Origin of the sequence: Micromonospora sp. MA102, from assembly GCF_025460765.1 — a bacterium.
Lineage (GTDB): Bacteria > Actinomycetota > Actinomycetes > Mycobacteriales > Micromonosporaceae > Micromonospora > Micromonospora halotolerans.
Genome location: NZ_JAMWEG010000009.1, coordinates 211,026 through 232,526 on the forward strand (window position 1 = coordinate 211,026; position 21,501 = coordinate 232,526).

Sequence of the window (21,501 nt, forward strand, 5' to 3'; positions counted from 1 at the left end):
TGCGGGCCGGGCCGGGTTCACCCCCGCGGCAGCCGCACCTCTGCGACGGTACCCCCACCGGCTCTCGGTCGTAGGGATACCCATCCATTCTGCTGTTCAACGATCTGCCGGACGAGATAGAGCCCCAAGCCGGCCCCCGGGTAGCGGCGCCGGTCGCCGGACTCCCCCTGCCAGAACCTGTCGAACGCCCGCTCCACGTGCTCCGGCCGGATGCCGATGCCCCGGTCGGCGACCCGGAAGGAGACGGTGCGTTCGTTCGCCTCGGCGCAGACCTCGATGGGGGTGTCCGGCAGCGAGTACTTGCCGGCGTTGGTGCTCAGTTCGGTGAGCACGGTGGCCAGGCTGTGCCGGTCGCCGAGGGCCTTGGGCAGGTCGGCCGGCAGGTCGAGGACCACCCGGTGCCGGACGTCCGCCGGCAGGTCGGGCACCGCCGCCCGCAGTGCGTCGGCCAGGTCGAACGGGGCGGCCGGCTCGCCACCGGGGCGGTTCTCGGTGGCGGCGGTGAGCAGCCGGTCGACCAGCCGGGCCAGCTCGTTCGCGCGCTGCCCGATGATCCGGGCGGCCTGCCGCCGGTCGTCGTCGCTGAGCGATTCCCAGTGGTCGGTGAGGGTGTCCGCGTACCCCTTGATCACCGTGACCGGGGTGCGCAGCTCGTGGCTGGTCACCGCGACGAAGAGGTCCCGGTCGTTGTCGCGCCGCTGCTGGTCGGTGATGTCGCGGAAGGTGACCACCCGCAGCGTGCCCGGCCCGGGCAGCTCGCCGGACGTGATCCGCAGCCAGCGGCCGTCCGGCAGCCGGTGGTCGAGGACCTGCCCGGACGGGGGGAGGGGAAACGGCAGGGGCTGGTTGAGCGCGTCACCGACCGGCCGCCCGGTCACCTGGGCGGCGGCCGGGTTCCAGAGCCGTACGTGGTGCTCGCGGTCCACCACCGCCAGGCCGTCGGCGAGCGCCGCCACCACCGGGCCGTCGCCGTGCACGGGCAGGCCGGTCTGGTCGCCGTACATGTGGGCGATGCAGGCGGCCACGTAGCCGACCACGGCGTGCTGCGCGGCGTCCAGCGGCTCGCCCTCCGGGTAGAGGGCGTGCAGGCTGCCCACGGTCAGCCCGCCGATCTCGGCGCGCGCCAGGATCATCCGGCGCAGCCCGCGCGCGGCGACCTCGTCGGCGAGCGCGCCGGGGATCGCGTCGACCCGGAGCTCGCGCACGGGCGGGCCGGAGAGCAGGCAGACGGTGGCCGGGTCGGTGGCCGGCAGCGGCCGGCCGGTGACGAACTCGGCGCTGCCGGTCGCCGCGATCACCCGGCCGCCGGTGGGGGCGAACTCCACGAACACCAGGCCGGCCGCGCCGAGGGCGGGCTCCACCTCGCCGAGCAGCCGGGTGAGCACGGCAAGGCCGGACTCCCCCGAGTTGATCATCTTGATCACGCTGGTGTGGCCGGCGATGAGGGCGGTGAAGTCAATTCGCTCCGGCATGTCCCGAGTGTGCCCCGCCGCCCGGTGCGGGGACACCCCCGGCCGGGCGACCGCCCACCGGTCGGACCGGCCGGCCTCACCGGCCCAACCGGGCCAACGTCCGCGCCGGCCGGTCGGTGATCACCCCGTCGACCTCGGCGGCCAGCACCAGCTCCAGGTCCTCCGGCTCGTTCACCGTCCAGACGTAGACCTGGTTGCCGGCGGCGCGCAGCGCGGGGACGAGCTGGGGGCGGGCCCGCACCAGGCCGATCCCCGGCCCGGCGATCCGGGTGCCGAACGGCAGCCGGCCCAGCCGCAGCCAGCGCGGCAGCACCTCCAGCAGCAGCACCGTGGGCAGCGCCGGCGCGAGGTCGCGGATCCGGCGTACGGCGAGCGGGGAGAAGGACATCACGGTGACCGTGACCGGGTCGTCCGGACCGGGCTCGGCCAGCCCGTACCGCCGCAGGACGGTGACCAGGCGGCGCTCGACGTCGCGGCCGTAGCGGGACGGGTGCTTGGTCTCGATCAGCAGCCGGACCGGCCGGCCGGCGGCCAGCACCGCGTCGAGCAGCCGCTCCAGGGTGAGCAGCCGGGTGTGTGTCTCGTCGAGCTGTTCGTCCCCGTCGGCGGGCACCCCGCCGGGGTGCCAGGAGCCGAAGTCGAGCGTCTCCAGCTCGGCGAGTGTCCGCGCGCTGACCAGCCCGTGACCGTTGCTGGTCCGGTCCAGCCGCCGGTCGTGGACGCAGACCAGGTGCCCGTCCCGGGTGAGCCGGACGTCGCATTCCAGCCCGTCCGCGCCCTCGTCGAGGGCGCGCAGGTAGGCGGCGAGGGTGTGCTCCGGCAGGTCGTACGACGCGCCGCGGTGTGCGAAGACCAGGGGGACGGTCATGGCCGCGTCGCCTCAGGCGACCCGGCCCGGCTGCCCGTCGTCGGTGACCACCGGGCGGCCGGCGGCGGCCCAGTCGCCCATCCCGCCCTCGACGTTGCGCACCTGGTCCCAGCCGTTGCGCATGAGGTAGGCGACCACCTGCGCGGACCGCCCGCCGGAGCGGCAGATCACGGCCACCTCGCGGTCGTCCGGCACCTCGGCGATCCGGGCCGGCAACTCGGTCATCGGCAGGTGGTGGGCGGCCGGCGCGTGACCGGCGGCCCACTCGTCGTCCTCCCGGACGTCGAGCAGGTAGACATCGTCGGGCACGGCCGACGCGGGCACGCTGGGAACCTGTGGTCCGAACACGGCTACCAAGCCTAGACGGGCCCGTCCGGTCAGAGGTGGTTGACCCAGCGGGGATTGGCGGCGGCCCACTCCGGCATGCGGTGGCCGCGCAGCGCGTCGAAGAGCCCGCCGCCGCCGTTGTCCAGCACCACGTAGGAGACCTGGTCGATGGTCTGCGGGTAGGAGGGCACCTGGACGCCGTGCAGGGCGTCCGCGGGCAGCCCGCGGAGCGCGAGGAGCAGGTCCTCCAGGGGTACGCCGTTGCTGTCCAGGGTCAGCGCCCCGCCGACCGCCCGGAGCACCCGGTCCAGCTTCACCGGGTCGCTGCGCAGGTGGGTCTCGCCGGCCCGGTCGAGCACCGCCCGGAGCATCTGCTGCTGGTGCCGCTGCCGGTCGTAGTCACCGTCGGGCAGGCCGTAGCGCTGCCGCACGTAGTCCAGGGTCCGGGCGCCGTTCATCTGCTGGCAGCCGGTGTCGAACTGGGTCTTCGTGTGGATCGACCGGACCGGGGTGTCGACGCACATCCGGATGCCGCCGAGCAGGTCGATGACCTGTTTGAAGCCGGAGAAGTCGATCAGGGCGGCGCCGTCGAAGCGCACCCCGGTGAGCCGGGTGAGGGTGGCGCTGAGCAGCCGGGCCCCGGCCTCGCCCCCGCCGCCGTGCTCGTACGCCGAGTTGACCTTGTCCTGGCCGCCGCCGAAGCCGGGCGCCGCCGGGATGGCGACCAGCAGGTCGCGCGGGACGGAGATCAGGTACGCCTGCCGGAGCCCGGCCGGCACGTGCACGATCAGGATGCTGTCGGAGCGCTGGTCCTCGGGGTTGGCGCCCAGCCGGTGGTCGGACCCGATCAGCAGGTAGTTGAGCGGGCCGGAGAGGTCGGTGCGGGACTGCCGGGCCCCCGCGTCGAGCAGCTGCTGCTTGGTGACCGTGCGGTCGTACCGGTTGGTGAGCCAGTGCAGCCCCGCCACGCCGAGGGTGGCGAGCAGGAGCAGGGCGAGACCGGAGCCGAGCAGGAACCGGGGCCAGCGGGCGGGTCGACCCCGCCCGCGTGCGTTCCGTGCTGGCCTGGACGTGACAGTCCCCCCGTAGCCGCGACATGAGACCCGCTCACGTCAGGCTACGGGGGGAAGCTCCGGCCGGTGCCGCTTTCGCGCGGCTACCGGCCGGTCATCAGGTCATTTGCGGGTGGACAGGACGGACGGGTTCGACACCACGAAGTCCGCGAGCTTGTCGTTCTTGACCGCCTGGAACATGTCCATGGTCGTCTCGTTGAACTTCTCCCGGCCGTTGCCGGCGCTGCTGTAGGTGCCACCGTTGGTCCGGAGGGTGACCAGGTCGTTCCCGCTGACGCCCTTGAGCGTGAAGATGAAGTTCGCGATCGGCACGCCGCCGGTGTCCAGGATGAACGCCTTGCCGGCCGCCTTGATCAGCGAGTTCAGCTTGATCGGGTTGGTCAGCATGCCCTTGTCGGTGGCCTTCTTCGCCATCGCCTTGATCAGCTGCTGCTGGTTCTGCTGCCGGTCGTAGTCGCTGTTCGGCAGGCCGTAGCGCTGGCGGGCGAAGTCGAGGGCCTCCCAGCCCTCCATCTCCTTGCAGCCCTTCTTGTGCACCACCGGCGTGTACGACTTGCCGGTCTTCTTCGCGTCCGCGTTCCACATCGGCTTGCCGTCGACCATCGACATGTGGTGCGACTTGACCTCGTGACTCACACAGATGCGCACGCTGCCGAGGGCGTCGATCACGTTCTTGAAGCCGCCGAAGTTGATGATCGCGGCGCCGTCGAAGCTGATGCCGGTCATCGACTTGATGGTCTTGGCCATCAACTGGGCGCCGCCCTCCCAGCCGCCGCCGTTGCGGGCGCCGATCTGGAAGGCTGCGTTGATCTTGTCCGTGCCGCCCCGGTAGCCGCTCTTCTCGAAGGCCGGGATCTGCGCCTCGGTGTCCCGAGGGATGGAGATCAGATAGGCCTGGTCGTGGGTCGCCGGGATGTGCAGGATGATGATCGTGTCCGACCGGACGTCGTCGGCGGCCCAGCGCTGGCGGGCGTCGACGCCGAGCAGCAACATGTCGATCGGGCCTTCGAGGCTGTTGCCACCCTCGGCGTCGGTCTTGCCCGCCTCACCGAGCAGGTTGCCCTGGTCGATGCTGCTGGTCGCCTGGCCGATCACCGCCTTGCTGCCGACGATCGCGACGCCACTGGTCATCATCAGCACGGCACCGAAGATCACCGTCAGCTTGGCCCAGAACGGGTCCTTGCGCTTGGTGCGCTTCTTCCCGCCGCCGGGCCCGCGGCCGCCATGGCCGGGCTGCGTGGGGATGATCGGGGGAACCCACCCGGGCGAACCGGGCTCCAGTGACTGAGGGCGACGGCTGGTCTGGACCGGCATGCGTGCTCCAGCTCGGTGATCGGGGGCGGGACCACTGTACGTATCTGTTCCCGTTCTCGCGACCTCATGTGAGGGCTATTCCCGTCAATCTCGGCCAATGGCTCGGGGTTGTGACCGAACGGTCAATTGAAAAGATCCGGTCGGCGGTTGGCTCACCATGGGAAGAGCCTTGACCGCCGACCGGATGCGTCGCCTCGCGGGGGGCGGCGTCAGCCACCGCTCCCGTCGCCGTCGGTCTTCTGGTTGGCCTTCACCCAGTCGGCCATCGTGTCCGACGCGATGGCCTTGTACATCGCCAGCGCCTTCTCCCGGTCGGAGACCACCACCGACTGGTCGTCGACGGTCTGGCCGCCCAGGTTCGGGCTGGTGAGGAAGGTCAGGTTCTCCCCGCGCAGGTTCCGGAACTGCAGCGCCATGTCGGTCAACGAGAATCCCTGGTCGACCGTGACGGCGGCGGTGACCGCCTTGAGGAACTCGTTGAGCTTCTTCGGGTTGGTCAATGTCCCCGTACTGGCCGCCTTGTCCATCAGCGCCTTGAGGAACTCCTGCTGGTGACGCATCCGCGCGAAGTCGCCGTCGGGGAACTGCTTGCGCTGCCGGACCCAGTCCAGCGCCTCGGCGCCGTTCATGTGGTTCACGCCCTTGGTGAACGTCCGGTACGGCTTGTGGATCGAGGTGATGGTGCGCTCCACCTTGAGGTCCACCCCGCCGAGGGCGTCGGTGACCTCCTTGAAGCCGCCGAAGTCGATCGCCATGACGTGGTCGATGCGGACGTCGCTGAAGCACTCCACCGTCTTCACGGCGAGCGGGAGGCCGCCGAACGCGAACGCCGCGTTGATCTTGTTGCGCGAGCCCGAGTCGCAGGACGCGCCGGCGCTCTCCGGGATCGGCACGTAGAGGTCACGCGGGATGGAGACCAGGTAGGCCTGCTTGTGGTCGGCCGGGACGTGCATGACGATCAGCGTGTCCGCCCGCCACTTGCCGGCGGCGTCCACCTCGGCGTCCGGGTCCCGCGAGTCGCTGCCGACCAGCAGGATGTTCAACGCGCCGTCGACCTGCTTGGCCGGCCGGCCCCCGGTGATCTGCGAGAAGGGGTCAGTCCGGGCCAGGTCACCGTTGAGGTTGCGGGCGTAGAGCCAGGCGCCCGCGCCACCGAGCAGCGCCAGCACCAGCACCGCGATGCCGGCCACCAGGCCGATGCGCCCCCAGCGCGGCCGCGGGCCGCGCCGGCCGGCACCGCCGTTGCCGCCGCCCGACCCGCCGGGCCCACCCGGCCCGGTCGGTCCGCCCGGACCCCCGGGGCCGCCGGGGCGCGGCTCGTCGTCGGGCGAGGGGTACCAGCGGGCGTCGGTCGCGCGGGCACGCCCGGTGGTCCCCCGGCCGGAGCCGGGGACCTGGGCGCGGCCCGCGCTCCGACTCAGACGTGCGGGGAGCGGGACGCCGGCAGACGAGGTCGCTGACATGTAACCGAGGGTAGGTCGGCGGAGCCAGCCGTGCCCTGAGGCGCAGCCGGGTGTCAGCCTCCTCCCAGGGGGACTCAGTACCCTAGCCGGCCGCGGAAGTACTCGATCGTGCGTCGGAGGCCGTCTTCGGGCGTCACGGTCGGCTCGTATCCCAGCAGCTCACGGGCGAGCGTCAGATCGGGTCGCCGCATCTCCGGATCGTCGGCGGCGCGGGTGATGTAGCTCACCTCGGACCTGCTTCCGGTCAGTGACACGATCGTCTCGGCCAGTTGCCGCATCGACATCTCGTGCTCGGTGCCGCAGTTGATCGGACCGGTCTCGGTCGAGTCGAGCAGCAGCAGGATGCCCCGCACCAGGTCGTCGACGTAGCAGATCGACCGGGTCTGGTTGCCGGTGCCGTGCACGGTGATCGGCTCGCCGCGCAGCGCCTGGGAGATGAAGGTCGGGATGGCGCGGCCGTCGTCGGGCCGCATCCGCGGGCCGTACGTGTTGAAGATCCGGACGATCGCGGTGTCGGTGCCCCGGCTGCGGTGGTAGGCCATGGTGGCCGCCTCCGAGAAGCGCTTGGCCTCGTCGTAGACGCTCCGGATGCCGATGGGGTTGACGTTGCCCCAGTAGGTCTCGCGCTGCGGGTGCTCCTTCGGGTCCCCGTACGCCTCCGAGGTGGAGGCCATCAGGAACCGGGCGCCGTCGGCGGTGGCCCGCTCCAGCAGGTGCAGGGTGGCCACCGAGCCCACCCGCAGGATCTCCACCGGCAGTTTCTCGAAGTCGGTGGGGCTGGCCGGGGAGGCCATGTGCAGGATCCCGTCGAACCGCTCGGCCATGGCCGGGTGATCGGTCGGCAGGCCCTCGGAGATGTCCGCCTCGATCAGCGTGAAGGTCGGCTTCTCGAGCAGGTGGGAGATGTTGTCCTTGGAGCCGGTGACGAAGTTGTCCAGCACCACGACCGTGCAGCCGCGCTCGATGAGCCGGTCGACCAGGTGCGACGGGACGAAGCCGGCGCCGCCGGTGACGAGGATGCGATGTCCGGAGCCGAAGCGGGGAGCGACCTTCATGCCGGCAAGCCTACTCAAGCCGGTGGGCCGGAACCGTCGTCGGCTCCGGCCCACCGGGGGTGGGGGGTGCGGTCAGTGCGCGCCGGCGCCGGTGACCGACCGCACCTCCAGCTCGGCGTACTTCACCTCGTCGTGCTCCTTCGACAGCAGGGTGCCGACCCAGCCGCAGAGGAAGCCGATCGGGATCGAGATGATGCCCGGGTTCGACAGCGGGAACCAGTGCCAGTCGTGGTCGGGGAACATGGCCGTCGGCGCCCCGGAGACCACCGGGGAGAAGAAGACCAGCACCACGGCGGCGATCAGGCCACCGTAGATCGCCCAGACCGCGCCCGAGGTGTTGAACCGCTTCCAGAACAGGCTGTAGAGGATCGCGGGCAGGTTGCCCGAGGCGGCGACCGCGAAGGCCAGCGCCACCAGGAACGCCACGTTCAGGCTCTGCGCGAAGATCGACAGCACGATGGAGATCGCACCGATCACCAGGGCGGAGATCCGGGCGACGTTCACCTCCTGCCGCTCCGAGGCCTGGCCGTTCTTCACCACGTTGGCGTAGAAGTCGTGCGCCAGGCTGGACGAGGAGGCCAGGGTGAGCCCGGCGACCACCGCCAGGATCGTGGCGAAGGCGACCGCCGCGATGATCGCCAGCAGTGTCGCCCCGCCCAGGTCGCCGCCGAAGAAGTCCTTGCCGAGCGCCTCGGCGAGCTGCGGGGCGGCCGTGTTGCCGGCCTTGTCCTGCGCGGTGATCGCCTGGCCGCCGACCAGGGCCGCCGCGCCGAAGCCGAGGGCGAGGGTGAGCAGGTAGAAGGTGCCGATGATGCCGATGGCCCAGAGCACGCTCTTCCGGGCCGCCTTCGCGGTCGGCACGGTGTAGAAGCGGATCAGGATGTGCGGCAGGCCGGCGGTGCCGAGCACCAGCGCGATGCCCAGCGAGAGCAGGTCCATCTTGCTGTAGAAGGTCTTCAGCGCGTCGCCGGGTGTCTCCACGCCGTAGCGCAACCCGGGTTCGAGGAAGGACGCACCCTTGCCGGACTGCTTGGCCGCGTCACCCAGCAGCGAGGACAGGTTGAACTTGTAGTGCGCCAGCACCAGCAGGGTCATGACGACCGCGCCGGTCATCAGCAGGAACGCCTTGACGATCTGGACGTACGTGGTGCCCTTCATCCCGCCGACCGTGACGTAGATGATCATCAGGGCGCCGACCATGATGATGGTGGCCACCTTGGCGGTGTCCGCGTCCATGCCCAGGAAGGTGGTGCCCGGCTTGATGCCGAGCAGCAGGGCGACCAGCGCGCCCGCGCCCACCATCTGGGCCAGCAGGTAGAAGATCGACACCGTGATGGTGGAGACCGCCGCCGCGGTCCGCACCGGACGCTGGCGCATCCGGAACGCCAGCACGTCGGCCATCGTGTACCGGCCGGAGTTGCGCAGCAGTTCGGCGACGAGCAGCAGCGCCACCAGCCAGGCGACCAGGAAGCCGATCGAGTAGAGGAAGCCGTCGTAGCCGTACAGGGCGATGAGGCCGGCGATGCCCAGGAAGGACGCGGCCGACATGTAGTCGCCGCCGATGGCCATGCCGTTCTGGAAGCCGGAGAAGGACCGGCCGCCGGCGTAGAAGTCGGTGGCGGTCTTGGTCTGCCGGCTGGCCCACACCGTGATGGCCAGCGTGATCGCCACGAAGATCAGGAAGAGCGTGATCGTCAGGTTCCGGGCCGTGGTGCTGCCCGCCTCAGCCGCGAGGACCGTGTTCATGGGTCACCTCCCCCATCTCGGCGCGGATCCGGTCGGCGACCGGGTCGATCTTCCGATCGGCGAACCGCGAGTAGAGCCAGGCGATCACGAACGTGGAGACGAACTGGAGGAGGCCGAAGACCAGGGCGACGTTGATGTTGCCGACCAGCTTCGTGCCCATGAAACCCCGCGCGTACGCGGAGAGGATGACGTAGAGCGCGTACCACAGGAAGAACGCGACGGTCATCGGGAAGATGAAGCCGCGCAGCGCGCGCCGCAACCCGGCGAACTCGTCCGACCGCTGGACGGCGAGGTACCGTTCCGCCGCCGACTCGGCGGGTGCGGACGCGGGTGTGTCCGTGGACATCTGTGGATCACCACCTTCGCAGGCGTGGGGAGTTTTCGCGCACGGTAGAGAGCGCGCTCCCCGCCGGGGAAGGCTGGGATCGGCCATGGTCGACGCCTGCGCCGAACGGTGGTCCGGCTGCGCCGAGTGACTCAGGTCACTCCGCTCAGCGGTCGGTGGTCAGTCGGTCAGCCCCCGGTAGCGACCGCGGTAGTGCAGCAGCGGCGCGGTCTCCTCGGCCAGGTCGACCGCCTCGATGGTGGCCTCCACCAGCAGGCCCCAGCCGTACTCCCGGGCGGTGTCGAGCCGGCACCCGGCCCACCCGCCGGCGTCCGCGGGCACCGGTCCGTAGGGGGTGTCGGTCCAGGAGTCGAGGGCGAAGAGGCCACCGGGGGACGGGAAGAGGCCGGCGAACCGGTCGGCGAGCTGCCGGTGCTGGGGACCGAGCGGGGCGACCGCGAACCGGCCCGCCTCCTCGACCGCCGCCCACAGGTCCGACTCCGGGTCGACCAGCCCGAGCAGCCGGTCCGGCTCACCCTCGGCCACCAGGGTGGACGAGACGGTCAGGCCGGCCGGGCCGGGCGCGGTCCAGAGCGTCACCGGGGCGGCCAGCCGGCCGCGCAGCCGGCGGACCGGCGAGCGCTGCCCGGCCGGCACGGCGAACGGGTCGGTGTGGTGGATCTCGGCGCCCGGATCATGATTCACGTGAAACATTGTGCCGCCCCGGCCCCGCGCCCAGCCTAGGAAGCGCTGGTGCAGGTCCCCGGCTCGCGGAAGTTGCTCGGCGGCCTCGGCCATGAGCCGCCCCAGATAGAGCATCAGCGCCGTCCGGTCGTGCCGGTACTCCGTCAGCAGCGCGAGCCGCGCCGGCTGGCACGGCCAGTGCGCCCCGCACACCCGGCACCGCCACGAAGGACGCATGGCGACGTGCGCCGCTCCCGGCCTCGTCCGGATCTTGGACGAATTCAGCCCCGCGGAGGGCCACTTCCGTCCAAGATCTCGGCGGTCGTTGCTCATCAGCGCCTCCCCGGATAGGGGTCGCCCCGGCCGGGGAATGGCCGGGGCGACCTGCCGCAGGACCGGCCGCCGGGTCGTCGCCTCCACCAGCCGGGCCGCGCCTCTCCACCCTGGACTCGGAGGGGTCGGCGCGGGAGGATGCCAGGGCTTACTACACAGGGCGATCACGTACTTACCGGGGACGTAAGGATGGACATCGAGATGTGGATCCGGGCGCTCAAGGCCGCCCGAGCCGGTGCGGACGTCTCCCAGGAAGGGCTCGCGGCCGAGATCAGGTGGAGTCCGTCAACGGTGGCCGCCATCGAGACCGGCCGCCGCCGCCCGACCATGGAGTTCGCGGTCGCCGCCGACGAGGCCCTCGGCACCGGCGGCCTCCTCGCCCAACTGCTCAAGGCCGCCGACCAGGAGCGCGGTCCGTCGTGGTTCGTGCCCTGGCGTGGGTACGAGCAGCAGGCGCTCCGGCTGCGCGCCTTCGAAGCGTGTCTGGTTCCCGGGCTGCTCCAGACCGAGGCGTATGCCCGCGCGGTCATCTCCACCGGTGGCCTCCAACCACCCGGCACAGTCGACGAACTCGTGGCCGTCCGGCTGGAGCGTCAGCAACTGCTGCACCGTGACGCCCCACCTCACTGCGTCTTCCTGCTGGACGAGACGGCTGTCCGGCGGCCCGTCGGCGGGCCCGCCGTGCTTGACGCTCAGCTCGGGCGGTTGCTGGAGGTGGCCGAGCTTCCCGCTGTGCGGCTGCACGTCGTTCCGCTCGCCGTCGGCGAGCATGCCGGCCTCGGCGGAGGCTTCGTGCTTGCCGATCTGCCGGAATCCGAGCGGGTCCTGTACCTCGAAAACGCAGCGCGGGGACACGTCATCGACGACCCCGACACGATCGGCTTGATCGAGCGGAAGTGGGATAGCCTCCTTGGGGAAGCGCTGTCCACGGGAGCCTCACTGGATCTGATCCGGAAGTTGAAGGTGACGCCATGACCACCGTCGAGCCGCGCTGGCGCACGTCGTCACGCTCGACCGACTCAGGTGGCAACTGCGTCGAGGTGGCGGGCAATCTGCCCGGGGTGGTGCTGGTCCGGGACAGCAAGGATCCCTCCGGGCCGGCGCTCGCCTTCTCCCCGGACTCCTGGCGCCGCCTGCTCGCGAGCCTCGGGCGGGCCGGGCTCGACTGAGGGCCCTACCCTGCCGGGCATGTCTCTCGTCCCACCCCAGAAGCTCGCCCAGGAACGCGTCGCCAGCGCCGACGCCATCCTCGGCGGTCAGGTCGACCTGCGCGCCTACCCGCACCGGCACCTCGTGATCACCGCGAAGCACGCCTGGGGGCGTAGCGGGTTCCCGCCGCTCATGGAGGCGGTCGAGCACCTGTCCCACTACGGCTGGGAGCTGGTCAACGTGACAAGCATCGGCGACGGCCACCACCTCTACGCGGCCATGCGCCGCACGGCCTGACCCCGCGGGTCTTGGACAGTTCCCGTTCACGACGGACGGCAACTCTCCAAGATCTCCGGTTACGCGGCGAGGGAGCGGCGGGCGGCGGCCAGCACCTCGGGGTCGGCGCAGCCGGCGGCGTACCCGGCGATCCGGCGGCGGATGTCGCGGCCGAGCAGCCACACCCCGATCCGGTCGGCGACCGGGCGCAGGAACGCGGGCCGGCACCGGAAGTTGTACCGCCAGGTGGCCACCGTCGTGCCCGGCTCGGGGCCGGGCGCGAACCGCCACCCGCCGCCGAACCGCTCGAAGAACCACGGCCCGCGCACCATCTTCATGCCCACGTTGGTCGGCGGCGCCCACGAGACGTACTCGCTGACCATGACGAGGCCGTGCCGGGACCGGGTGAAGGTGCGCACGCCCTTGCCGGGGCGGGTCGCCCCGTCGACGAAGTGCTGCTCCCGGACGAAGGGGTCCCAGCGGTAGCGGACCGGCGCCACGGTCTGCGACACCGCGAAGGCCAGCTCCGGTGGGACCGGGACGGTGGTCACCGCCTCGACGACCGGCATCAGCGCCTCGGGGTGACGGCGGCCAGCAGTTCCGGCTGGCGGCGGTCCAGCGCGTCCCCGGCCAGGTACGCGCCGAGCAGCGCGGCGCCCAGCCCGTACGCGAGACCGACCGGCAGGGCCAGCCAGAGCCAGACGTCGCCGAGCAGCGCGGCGGCCACCACCAGCGGCACGGCGGCCGCCGCGGTGGCCAGCATGGACAGCAGGGTGTACAGGCTCTTCGCGATCCCGGCGCCGGTGTTCATGGCGAACGGGTTGCTCGTCTCCGGCAGCGAGTAGCCGCCGAGCACCGAGACGGACGCGTTGATCGCCAGCCCGCAGCCGTACGCGGCGAACAGCGCGCCGGCCATCACACCGAACCAGCCGGGCCGCCCGAGCACCGCGGCCAGCACCACGGCGACCACACCGAGGATCGGCACCACGTAGAGCGAGAACGCAACCATCCGGGCCCGCAGCTCCACCCGCCCCGGCACGCCCGCCACCACGTTGGCCGCGTACGCGCTGCCGTCGAAACCGAACTGGTTGGCCAGGGTCACCGCGGCGAGCACCCCGACGAAGAGCATCGAGAGGCTGACCAGCACGGGGGACGAGTTGGCGGTGGCCTCGCCGAACGCCGCCCCGCCCTCGGTGACCAGCTGGGAGCCGCCCAGGTTGACCATCACCGGTACGAAGATGCCGACCACCGCCACGGTGATCAGGTTGGCCCGCCGCCGGGCGTCGCGCCACCAGTAGCGGCACTCCCGGGCGACCAGCGCGCCGAACCGGTCCCGTCGGGCCCAGCCGACGGCCCGGGGGAAGAGCTGCGCGACCGCCGCACCGGCGACCGTGCCGCGCCGGTCCCGGGACGGCCCGGCGCTCGCCGCGCCCACCATCGCCGACTCCAGCGACCGCGACCACCACAGCAGGAGTACGCCGATCGCGGCCACGCCGATCAGCAGCTTCAGCACGGCCGACCCGGCGTGCCCCTCGGCCACGTCGACGCCGGCCGTCCAGGGCGCACCGAACGGCGTCCAGCCGACCACCCGGGCCACGCCGGTGAGCCGGTCCCAGTCGGCCTGCTGGACCGCGCCGATCACCAGCAGTTGCAGCGGGCCGAGCAGGGCGGCGAGCACCGCGAGCAGCACGGCGGCCAGGTCCCGCACCCGGCGGGAGCGGAGCATGGTGGCGAAGGCGCTGGTCACCGCGCGGGCGGCGGCCACACAGAGCAGCAGGCCGAGGAGCACCCCGAGCACCTCGACCAGTGCGGCGGACCAGCCCCCGAGGCTGCCGGCGGTGACCACCAGCCCGGTGACCGCGACCAGTGTCGCCAGCACGGGGACGCTGACCAGGGCGGCCGCGAACAGGCCGCTGACGAGGGTGCGGCGGGACAGCGGCAGCAGCGCGAACCGGGCCGGGTCCAGCGTCTCGTCGACGCCGAAGAAGACCAGCGGGAACAGCAGCCAGCCGACGGTCAGCAGGCCACCACCGAAGGCGGCGGTCATCAGCGCGTAGCGGGACTCGCCGACCAGGCCGGGCGCGGCCAGCAGGAAGAAGCCGCCGGCGGCGAACCACAGGCCGACCACCACACCCACCACGAACAGCGCGACCCGCCAGGCCTGACCGCGGAAGTTGTTGCGCAGCACCCGCAGCTTGAGCCGGACGAAGTGCCGGGGCGAGACGGACCGGGCCAGCCGCTCGGCGGCGGTCACCGGGACAGCCACGACAGCTCCTCGCCCGTCGCGGTCCGCCCGCCGACCACCTCGACGAAGACCTCCTCCAGCGACCGCTCGCCGCGGACCTCGGTGAGCGTGCCGACCCGCATGATCCGGCCGTCGGCCAGGATCGCCACGTGCGAGCAGAGCCGCTCGACGACCTCCATGACGTGGCTGGAGAAGACGACCGTGCCGCCGCCCACCACGTAGCGGTGCAGGATGTCCCGGATCAGGGCCGCGGAGACCGGGTCGACCGCCTCGAACGGCTCGTCCAGCACCAGCAGCCGGGGGCCGTGCAGCAGCGCGCAGGCCAGGCCGATCTTCTTCTTCATGCCGGCCGAGTAGTCGACCACCAGGGTGCGGCCGGCGTCGGTGAGTGCCAGCACGTCGAGCAGTTCCGCCGCCCGCTGGTCGACCACCGCCGGGTCCATGCCACGCAGCAGCCCGTGGTAGGCCAGCAGCTCGGCCCCGGTGAGCCGGTCGAAGAGGCGTACGCCATCGGGCATCACGCCGAGCAGCCCCTTGGCGCGCACCGGGTCGGCCCAGACGTCGTGCCCGAGCACCCGGGCCTGGCCGGCGTCGGGCCGCAGCAGGCCGACGGCCATGGAAAGGGTGGTGGTCTTGCCGGCCCCGTTCGGGCCCAGCAGCCCGTAGAACGAGCCGGTCGGCACGTCGAGGTCGACGCCGGCGACCGCGACCTTGGTGTCGAACCGCTTGGCCAGGCCACGGAGGGACAGCGCCGGGTGCTGATCGGTCATGCCCACGACCGTAGCCCGCCCCGGCCAGCGGTCGATCCGGCCAGAGGAGGATCTTCCGTCCTACCTGAGAAGGTTTCCGGGACGGGCGCCGGCCGGTTCAGGCGGCGGAAGCCGAGCCAGCGGTGCGGAAGGAACGATCTACAGACGCAGCGTCTCCGGGGTGTGCAGGCGAAGCATCGTGACGCCGACGTCGCGGGGTAGCCGCCGGCGGGTGGCCATGGACACCGCCACCATCACGGTGAACGCGAGCGGCACCGTCCACGCGGCCGGCTGGGTGGTCAGCGTGGCCGGCCAGCCGGACAGCGGCGGCCCGAGCACGGTGAGCAGCACGGCGCCGATCGCGGCGCCGCCGCCGACCAGCACCCCGGCGGCGGCGCCCAGGTCGGTCAGGCCGCGCCACCAGATGCCCAGCACGAGCAGCGGGCAGAAGCTCGACGCGGCGACCGCGAAGGCCAGCCCGACCACCTGGGAGACGTCCAGCCCGGAGACGTTCAGCGCGAGGATCGCCGGCACACCGCCGGCGATCACCGTGGCCAGCCGGAAGCCGCGCACCGAGCCGCGGCCGAGGACGTCGGTGGAGATGACCCCGGCCACGCTGGTGAGCAGGCCGGACGAGGTGGAGAGGAACGCCGCGAACGCCCCCGCGGCGACCAGCGCGGCGAGCAGCCGGCCGGTGGTGCCGTCGCCCAGCGCGGCACCGGGCAGCAGCACCACCACGGCGTCGGTCTGGCCGGTGACCAGCAACTGCGGCGTGTAGACCCGGCCCAGCACGCCGTAGATCGTGGGCAGCAGGTAGAAGACGCCGACCAGGGCAAGCACGACCAGCGTGGTGCGCCGGGCGGCGGCGCCGTCGGGGTTGGTGTAGAAGCGCACGAGCACGTGCGGCAACCCCATGGTGCCGAGGAAGGTGGCCAGGATCAGCGAGTACGTCCCGAACAGGCCCCGGTCGTCGTCGCCGGCCGTGTCGGGCAGCAGCCAGTCGGTGGCGGCGGTGGCCGCGCCGGAGACCTCGGGCACCGGATCACCGGCGGCGAAGTCGAGACGGTCGCCGGGGCGTACCTCCCGGGTGTCGCCGTCGGGCAGGGTGAGCGTCGCGCGGTGCTCCACCACGACGGTGGTCGCGGTCCGGAACGCCGGCCCGTCGGGCGGGGTCACCGCCGGGCGGGCATCGGCCTGCCACTGCAACGCCAGGAAGATCGCGGGTACGGCGAGCGCGGTGAGCTTCAACCAGTACTGGAAGGCCTGCACGAAGGTGATCGCCCGCATCCCGCCCAGCGCCACGTTCGCGGTCACCACGACGGCGACCAGCAGCGCGCCCACCGGGTAGGGCGAGCCGGCCACCGTGGCCAGCGTCAGCCCGGCGCCCTGGAGCTGCGGCACCAGGTAGAGCCAGCCGATGAAGATCACGAAGACGGTGGCGAGCTTCCGGAGCCGCCGCGAGCCGAGCCGCACCTCGCAGAAGTCGGGCAGGGTGAAGGCCCCGGAACGGCGCAGCGGGGCGGCCACGAAGAGCAGCAGCGCCAGGTAGCCGGCCGCGAAGCCCACCGGGTACCAGAGGACGTCGACGCCGTACTTGAGGATCAGCCCGGCCACGCCGAGGAAGCTCGCCGCCGACAGGTACTCCCCACCGATCGCGGCGGCGTTCCAGGTGGGGCTGACGGCCCGCGAGGCGACCAGGAAGTCGGAGGTGGTCCGGGCCAGCCGCAGCCCGTAGAAGCCGATCCCGACGGTGACCAGGGTGACCGCCACGATCGCGGGGACCACGTAGCCGTTGGCCATCAGCGCTCCGGCCGCTGGACCAGGTCGGTGAAGTCCTGCTCGTTGCGTTCCGCCAGCCGCACGTACGCCCAGCCGACCCCGATCAGGAACGGGAAGGCGGCCACCCCGAGCAGCAGCCAGGGCAGGTTGACGCCGAGCACGGTGACCCGGCCGACCGAGGGCGCGATGGCGAAGAGCCAGGGCAGCCCGCCCAGCCCGATCAGCACCAGCAGGCTCAGCCGCAGGGCCAGCGAGAGCTGGGCCCGCATGAGGCCCTGCACCAGCGTCTCGCCGACCCGGGTCTGCTGGGTCAGCTCGGAGCGGGTGTGATCGGCGCGGCTGCGCGGGCGGGCGACCTCGGCGAGCACGACGCGGGTCCGCCGGGGTGGCTGCGGGGCGCGCGGGCCGGGGACCGGAGCCGACCCGTCGGGCCGCCCCGGAACGTCCTGCTCCTCCGCTCCGGTCATCCCCGGCAGTCTCGCCTGATCAGCGGGAATGTCAAGAGCGCCGGGGACGGCCCTGTGGACAACGTGTGGACAACGCTTCACTCCTGTGGACAACCCCGTGGATGACGGCCGCCTTGTTGTGGACGACGGAGGGCATGTCAGGGTGAGCAGGTAGGTGTGCGATCACGGCAGGCCGACTCGGACCGGGTCGGCCGTGGCCGAGCCCAGCCAGGTGTGCGGGTTGCCGAACCAGCACCAGCCCAGCTTCGGCGCGCCCTGGCTGATCCAGAGCGCCGGCACCCGCTTGTCCCCGCAGCGGGAGCCGACCAGCGAGAAGCATCGGTTGCTGGCCAGCGCCGGCGGGTGCAGGGTGACGAAGGCGAGGCCCTCGTCGATCGTGATCGGCAGCCGGCCCCGCTCGGTCATCTGGGCCAGCGCGGTGGACGGCGGCAGGTTGCGGTACTCCTCGCCCCGGTCGACGTCGAAGAGCAGGTACGCGGGCCCGGGCGGCACCTCCAGCTCCTTGATCGGGTCGAACGCCGGCAGGTCGTCGGCGGGGAAGTTCCGGTCGAGGATGCCGGGCTTCCGCTTCCCGTCGAGCGTGGTCAGCGCGATGCGCTCCTGGACGGGCACCAGCTCGCGCGTGGTCACCAGCAGGAAGGGCACCCGCCCGTCGGTGGGCGCGGCCAGGTCGCCGGCCCCGGTGACGGCCGCCGCGCGCAGCGGGGTGAGCAGGTCGCGGAAGGCCTGCTCGGTCAGCCCGGCCAGGGCCGGGTAGTCGAGCTGCACCAGTCGGTCGAGTTGCCGGTCGAATTCGGTCGCGGCGTCGTAGCGGCTGTCGGGCATGGAGCCTCCACTCTGTCGTACGGCGTCCCGTACAGCGTACGACAACGGGTGCGTATTCCCGACCGGCGGAAGAATTTCTGAAATCAGCGGTTCCAGTCCTGCTTGGCCGCGCGGACCAGCTTGTCCTTCAACTCCCGGGTGTGCCGGCGGCTCACCGGCAGCTCCGCCCCGTCGATCACCACCACGTAGCCGGAGTTGACCAGCCGCAGCTCGGCGATCAGCTTGAGCTGCACCAGGTAGGAGCGGTGCACCCGGACGAACCCCGCGTCGGCCCAGCGCTCGGCGAGGGTGGCCAGCGAGACCCGGACCAGGTGCGAACCGTCCGCGGTGTGCAGCCGGGCGTAGTCGCCCTGCGCCTCCACCCAGCGCACCGCCGAGCGGGGCAGCATCCGCGTGGTCCCGGCCAGCTCGATCGGGATGGTCGGATCCTCCTCGGCCCGGGCCAGCGCCGCCGGGTGCGAGGGCACCACCCGGGAACCGATCACCCGGCGCAGCGACTCGGCCAGCCGCTCCGCGCGGACCGGCTTGCGCACGTAGTCCGTGGCGCCCAGGTCGAAGGCGTCCACCGCGCCGTCGTCGTACGCCGTCACGAACACGATCGCCGGCGGCCGGGCGAACCGGCGCAGCACCCGGGCCAGCTCCATGCCGTCCAGCCCGGGCATCCGGATGTCCAGGAAGACCACGTCCACGTCGCCGTCGCGCAGCACCCGCAGCGCCTCGGTCGCGTCACCCGCCGTGTGCAGCCGGGCCACCCGCGGGTCGGCCCGCAGGTGGTACGCCAGCTCGTCCAGGGCCGGCGGCTCGTCGTCGACCGCCAGCACGCGGAGAAACCCGGTCGCGGTGTTCATGACGTCGCCCGTACCCCGGGGTGGAACTTCGGCACCCGCATGCTGACCTTCGTACCCGAGCCCAGACCGGTCTCGACGACCAGGCCGAACCGGTCCCCGAAGGCCGACCGGAGCCGCTCGTCGACGTTCGAGAGGCCGACGTGCTGGCCCGGGTCGTCGCCCGGGTCGCCGTCGGCGCCCGCGAGCTCGGCGATGCCGGCGGTCAGCGTCGTCGGATCCATCCCCACCCCGTCGTCCTCCACCGTGATGTGGCATTCGGCGCCCGCGTCCCGGGCCTCGATGCTCACCATGCCGGTGCCCGGCTTGCGGGACAACCCGTGCCGGACCGCGTTCTCGACCAACGGCTGGAGGCAGAGGAACGGCAGCGTCACCGGCAGCACCTCCGGGGCGATCTGGAGGCGCACCTGGAGCCGCTCGCCGAACCGGGCCCGCTCGATCGTCAGGTAGCGGTCGATCGAGCGCAGCTCCTCGGCCAGCGTGGTGAACTCCCCGTGCGCCCGGAACGAGTAGCGGGTGAACTCGGCGAACTCCAGGATCAGCTCGCGGGCCCGCTCCGGGTCGGTGCGGACGAACGAGCCGATCGCGGTCAGCGCGTTGTAGATGAAGTGCGGGCTGATCTGAGCGCGCAGCGCGCGCACCTCGGCCCGGGCCAGGCGCTCCCGGGAGGAGTCCAGCTCGGCCAGGGCGAGCTGGTCGCCGGCCCAGTGCGCGGTTTCCAGGGTCGCCTGCACCAGGCCCGGGGCGGGCCGCTCGCCGGCCACCGCCACCAGCGCCCCGACCACCCGGCCGTCCGCACTCAGCGGGGCCACCACCGCGCCCCGGACCGGGCAGTCCACCAGGTCGCAGTGCAGCTCCGACTCGCGCAGCACCGTCGAGCGCCCGGTGCCGACCGCCCTCCGGGCCGCCGCGAGCAGCTGGTCGCCGTGATGCGCGCCGTGCCCGTCGAGGGCCAGCAGGACCTCGCGGTCGGTCAGGGCCAGCCCGGCCGCGCCCACCAGGGCCCGCAGATGGCGTACGGCCTTCGCCGCGCCCGCCGCGCTCAGACCGCCCCGCAGCGGCTCGGCGGCGAGCCCGGCGGTGTGCAGGACCTCGTAGGTGGCCCGCTGGGTGGCCGTGGCGATGCCCCGGCGGGCGCGCAGCCGCAGCACCGCCCACAGCGCCGCGGCCAGCGCGGTGACCAGCGAGACGACGCCGAACACGGCCGAGAGGTTGCCACCCACGACACAGATCCTGGCCGGTGCCGGCCGCTACGCCAACCCGCCGTCGTCCGCCGCACGCCTACCGGCGGGTGGCAGCGCCGGGACGGCACCGCCCAGCGGATCCGCCAGCAGCGCCGAGAAGCCCAGCTCGGCGGCGCCGACCAGGGTGGCGTCGTCGCCCAGCGCCGAGGTGCGCAGCCGTACCCGCTCCCTGGCCACGGGCAGCACGTTGGCGGCGATGCGGGTACGGACCTGGTCCGCCGCCACGCCGGGGTAGACGTCGCGCAGCATCCCGCCGAAGATCACGATGCCCGGGTTGAAGAGGTTGATCAGATTCGCCACGCCGACTCCGAGCCAGTCCCCGATGCGGTGCAGCGCCTCGAGGGCCGCCGGGTCGCCGCGGCCGGCGTCGGTCACCACGTCCCGCAGGGCGTCGCGTCCGGACCGGTCGGCCGGCCGCCCGGCGGCGTCGAGCAGGGCCCGCTCGCCGACCTCCGCCTCCAGGCAGCCGTGGGAGCCGCACCCGCACGGCCGGCCGCCATGCGGGTTGACCACCATGTGCCCCAGCTCGCAGGCGTAGCCGCCGTCACCGTCGAGCAGCTTGCCGCCGACGATGATCCCGCCACCCACGCCGACGTCGCCATGTAGGTAGATCATGTTCTGGAAGCCGAGGCCCGCGCCGCGCCGCTGCTCGGCGACCGCCCCGAGATGGGCCTCGTTGCCCACCGGCACCGGACGGGCCAGGCCCAGCCGGTGGCCGAGCTCGGCACCGAACGCCTGGTCCACCCAACCCAGGTCCGGCCCGAACCGGACCATCCCGTCGCCCGGCCGGATCATCCCGCAGTACGAGGCGCCGACCCCGACACACACCGCCTCCGGCGGCGCCCCGTCGTGCAGTTCGCGCCCGAACCCGGCGAGGACCTCGACCACCCGGTCGAGGTCGGCCCCGGCGCGGGGGCGGGCCGCCCACCGGCGGTCCAGGATGACGCCGCCCAACCCGACGCGGGCGGCGGTCAGCCAGTCCACGGCGACGTCGAACGCCAGCACGTACACCCGGGTGGTCTCCGGTCGCACCACCAGCGACGGCCGTCCCGTGCGGCCGGTGTCCGTCGGGGCCTCCTCGCGGACCAGTCCCGCGGCGGTGAGCTCCAGGGTCAGGGCCATGATGGTGCTGCGGTTCAAGCCCATCCGCTCGGCCAGCGCCGCGCGGGAGACCGACCCGTCGAGGTGGACGTGGCGGAGCAGGGTGCCGAGGTTGCGCCGGCGGATCTCCTCCTGGAGCAACATGACCTCCCGCGTCGGTC

General features: G+C 72.5%; 22 protein-coding genes. 3 read left to right on the top strand and 19 right to left on the bottom strand.

The window, feature by feature from the left end:
- Nucleotides 1-17: 17 nt before the first annotated feature.
- The 10 genes from NFX44_RS20025 to NFX44_RS20070 all read right to left on the bottom strand — a co-directional run bounded on the left by NFX44_RS20025 (nt 18) and on the right by NFX44_RS20070 (nt 10,564).
- Nucleotides 18-1,472 (bottom strand): ATP-binding protein, encoded by a 1,455-nt coding sequence (locus NFX44_RS20025; protein ID WP_262285076.1) that lies wholly within the window; start codon nt 1,470-1,472, stop codon nt 18-20.
- A gap of 76 nt (nt 1,473-1,548) precedes the next feature.
- Entirely contained in the window at nt 1,549-2,340 is a 792-nt protein-coding gene (locus NFX44_RS20030; RefSeq protein WP_262285077.1) for a glycerophosphodiester phosphodiesterase family protein, read from the bottom strand.
- A 12-nt stretch (nt 2,341-2,352) separates the two neighbouring features.
- On the bottom strand, nt 2,353-2,688 hold the full coding sequence (locus NFX44_RS20035) for a rhodanese-like domain-containing protein (RefSeq protein WP_262285078.1): 336 nt from the start codon (nt 2,686-2,688) through the stop codon (nt 2,353-2,355).
- 29 nt (nt 2,689-2,717) lie between these two features.
- Nucleotides 2,718-3,635: an LCP family protein gene (locus NFX44_RS20040; protein ID WP_262285079.1), complete on the bottom strand. Its 918-nt coding sequence runs from the start codon at nt 3,633-3,635 to the stop codon at nt 2,718-2,720.
- 207 nt (nt 3,636-3,842) lie between these two features.
- The gene (locus NFX44_RS20045; RefSeq protein ID WP_262285080.1) at nt 3,843-5,054 is read right to left on the bottom strand and encodes an LCP family protein; all 1,212 of its coding nucleotides are present in this window, start codon (nt 5,052-5,054) and stop codon (nt 3,843-3,845) included.
- A 209-nt stretch (nt 5,055-5,263) separates the two neighbouring features.
- Nucleotides 5,264-6,517, bottom strand: coding sequence for an LCP family protein (locus NFX44_RS20050; protein WP_262285081.1), 1,254 nt, complete (start codon nt 6,515-6,517; stop codon nt 5,264-5,266).
- Between the two features lie 74 nt (nt 6,518-6,591).
- Nucleotides 6,592-7,572: a UDP-glucuronic acid decarboxylase family protein gene (locus tag NFX44_RS20055; protein WP_262285082.1), complete on the bottom strand. Its 981-nt coding sequence runs from the start codon at nt 7,570-7,572 to the stop codon at nt 6,592-6,594.
- A 72-nt stretch (nt 7,573-7,644) separates the two neighbouring features.
- On the bottom strand, nt 7,645-9,318 hold the full coding sequence (locus NFX44_RS20060) for a cation acetate symporter (RefSeq protein WP_262285083.1): 1,674 nt from the start codon (nt 9,316-9,318) through the stop codon (nt 7,645-7,647).
- Nucleotides 9,296-9,664 carry a DUF485 domain-containing protein gene (locus tag NFX44_RS20065; protein ID WP_262285084.1) on the bottom strand — a complete coding sequence of 123 codons (369 nt, stop codon included), beginning with the start codon at nt 9,662-9,664 and terminating at the stop codon, nt 9,296-9,298. Before NFX44_RS20065 ends, NFX44_RS20060 begins: the two co-directional genes overlap by 23 nt.
- Before the next feature lie 159 nt (nt 9,665-9,823).
- Complete coding sequence (locus tag NFX44_RS20070; RefSeq protein WP_262285085.1) at nt 9,824-10,564, bottom strand: flavin reductase family protein; 741 nt, start codon at nt 10,562-10,564, stop codon at nt 9,824-9,826.
- A gap of 285 nt (nt 10,565-10,849) precedes the next feature.
- Between NFX44_RS20070 and NFX44_RS20075 the strand changes: the two genes are divergently transcribed.
- From NFX44_RS20075 to NFX44_RS20085, 3 genes are read left to right on the top strand one after another with little or no spacing between them, the layout of a single operon-like run.
- A complete protein-coding gene (locus tag NFX44_RS20075) occupies nt 10,850-11,635 on the top strand; it encodes a helix-turn-helix transcriptional regulator (RefSeq protein WP_262285086.1) in 786 nt (261 codons plus the stop codon).
- Nucleotides 11,632-11,829: a DUF397 domain-containing protein gene (locus NFX44_RS20080; protein WP_262285087.1), complete on the top strand. Its 198-nt coding sequence runs from the start codon at nt 11,632-11,634 to the stop codon at nt 11,827-11,829. Before NFX44_RS20075 ends, NFX44_RS20080 begins: the two co-directional genes overlap by 4 nt.
- A gap of 19 nt (nt 11,830-11,848) precedes the next feature.
- Complete coding sequence (locus NFX44_RS20085; RefSeq protein WP_262285088.1) at nt 11,849-12,106, top strand: hypothetical protein; 258 nt, start codon at nt 11,849-11,851, stop codon at nt 12,104-12,106.
- 59 nt (nt 12,107-12,165) lie between these two features.
- Here the strand turns inward: NFX44_RS20085 and NFX44_RS20090 are convergent, their stop codons facing one another.
- From NFX44_RS20090 to NFX44_RS20130, 9 genes are all read right to left on the bottom strand, one after another.
- Complete coding sequence (locus NFX44_RS20090) at nt 12,166-12,654, bottom strand: SRPBCC family protein (RefSeq protein WP_262285089.1); 489 nt, start codon at nt 12,652-12,654, stop codon at nt 12,166-12,168.
- Nucleotides 12,654-14,351 (bottom strand): ABC transporter permease, encoded by a 1,698-nt coding sequence (locus NFX44_RS20095; protein WP_262285090.1) that lies wholly within the window; start codon nt 14,349-14,351, stop codon nt 12,654-12,656. The genes NFX44_RS20090 and NFX44_RS20095 overlap by 1 nt, the downstream gene beginning before the upstream one ends.
- The gene (locus NFX44_RS20100; protein WP_262285091.1) at nt 14,336-15,100 is read right to left on the bottom strand and encodes an ABC transporter ATP-binding protein; all 765 of its coding nucleotides are present in this window, start codon (nt 15,098-15,100) and stop codon (nt 14,336-14,338) included. Before NFX44_RS20100 ends, NFX44_RS20095 begins: the two co-directional genes overlap by 16 nt.
- A gap of 138 nt (nt 15,101-15,238) precedes the next feature.
- Entirely contained in the window at nt 15,239-16,879 is a 1,641-nt protein-coding gene (locus NFX44_RS20105) for a cation acetate symporter (RefSeq protein WP_262285092.1), read from the bottom strand.
- Entirely contained in the window at nt 16,879-17,325 is a 447-nt protein-coding gene (locus NFX44_RS20110) for a hypothetical protein (RefSeq protein ID WP_262285093.1), read from the bottom strand. Before NFX44_RS20110 ends, NFX44_RS20105 begins: the two co-directional genes overlap by 1 nt.
- A 162-nt stretch (nt 17,326-17,487) precedes the next feature.
- Nucleotides 17,488-18,150, bottom strand: coding sequence for a DUF5701 family protein (locus tag NFX44_RS20115; protein ID WP_262285094.1), 663 nt, complete (start codon nt 18,148-18,150; stop codon nt 17,488-17,490).
- 83 nt (nt 18,151-18,233) lie between these two features.
- The gene (locus NFX44_RS20120) at nt 18,234-18,998 is read right to left on the bottom strand and encodes a LytTR family DNA-binding domain-containing protein (protein ID WP_262285095.1); all 765 of its coding nucleotides are present in this window, start codon (nt 18,996-18,998) and stop codon (nt 18,234-18,236) included.
- Nucleotides 18,995-20,218, bottom strand: a complete 1,224-nt coding sequence (locus NFX44_RS20125; protein WP_262285096.1) for a sensor histidine kinase — start codon at nt 20,216-20,218, stop codon at nt 18,995-18,997. Before NFX44_RS20125 ends, NFX44_RS20120 begins: the two co-directional genes overlap by 4 nt.
- 27 nt (nt 20,219-20,245) lie before the next feature.
- Complete coding sequence (locus tag NFX44_RS20130; protein ID WP_262285097.1) at nt 20,246-21,484, bottom strand: ROK family transcriptional regulator; 1,239 nt, start codon at nt 21,482-21,484, stop codon at nt 20,246-20,248.
- Nucleotides 21,485-21,501 lie beyond the last annotated feature (17 nt).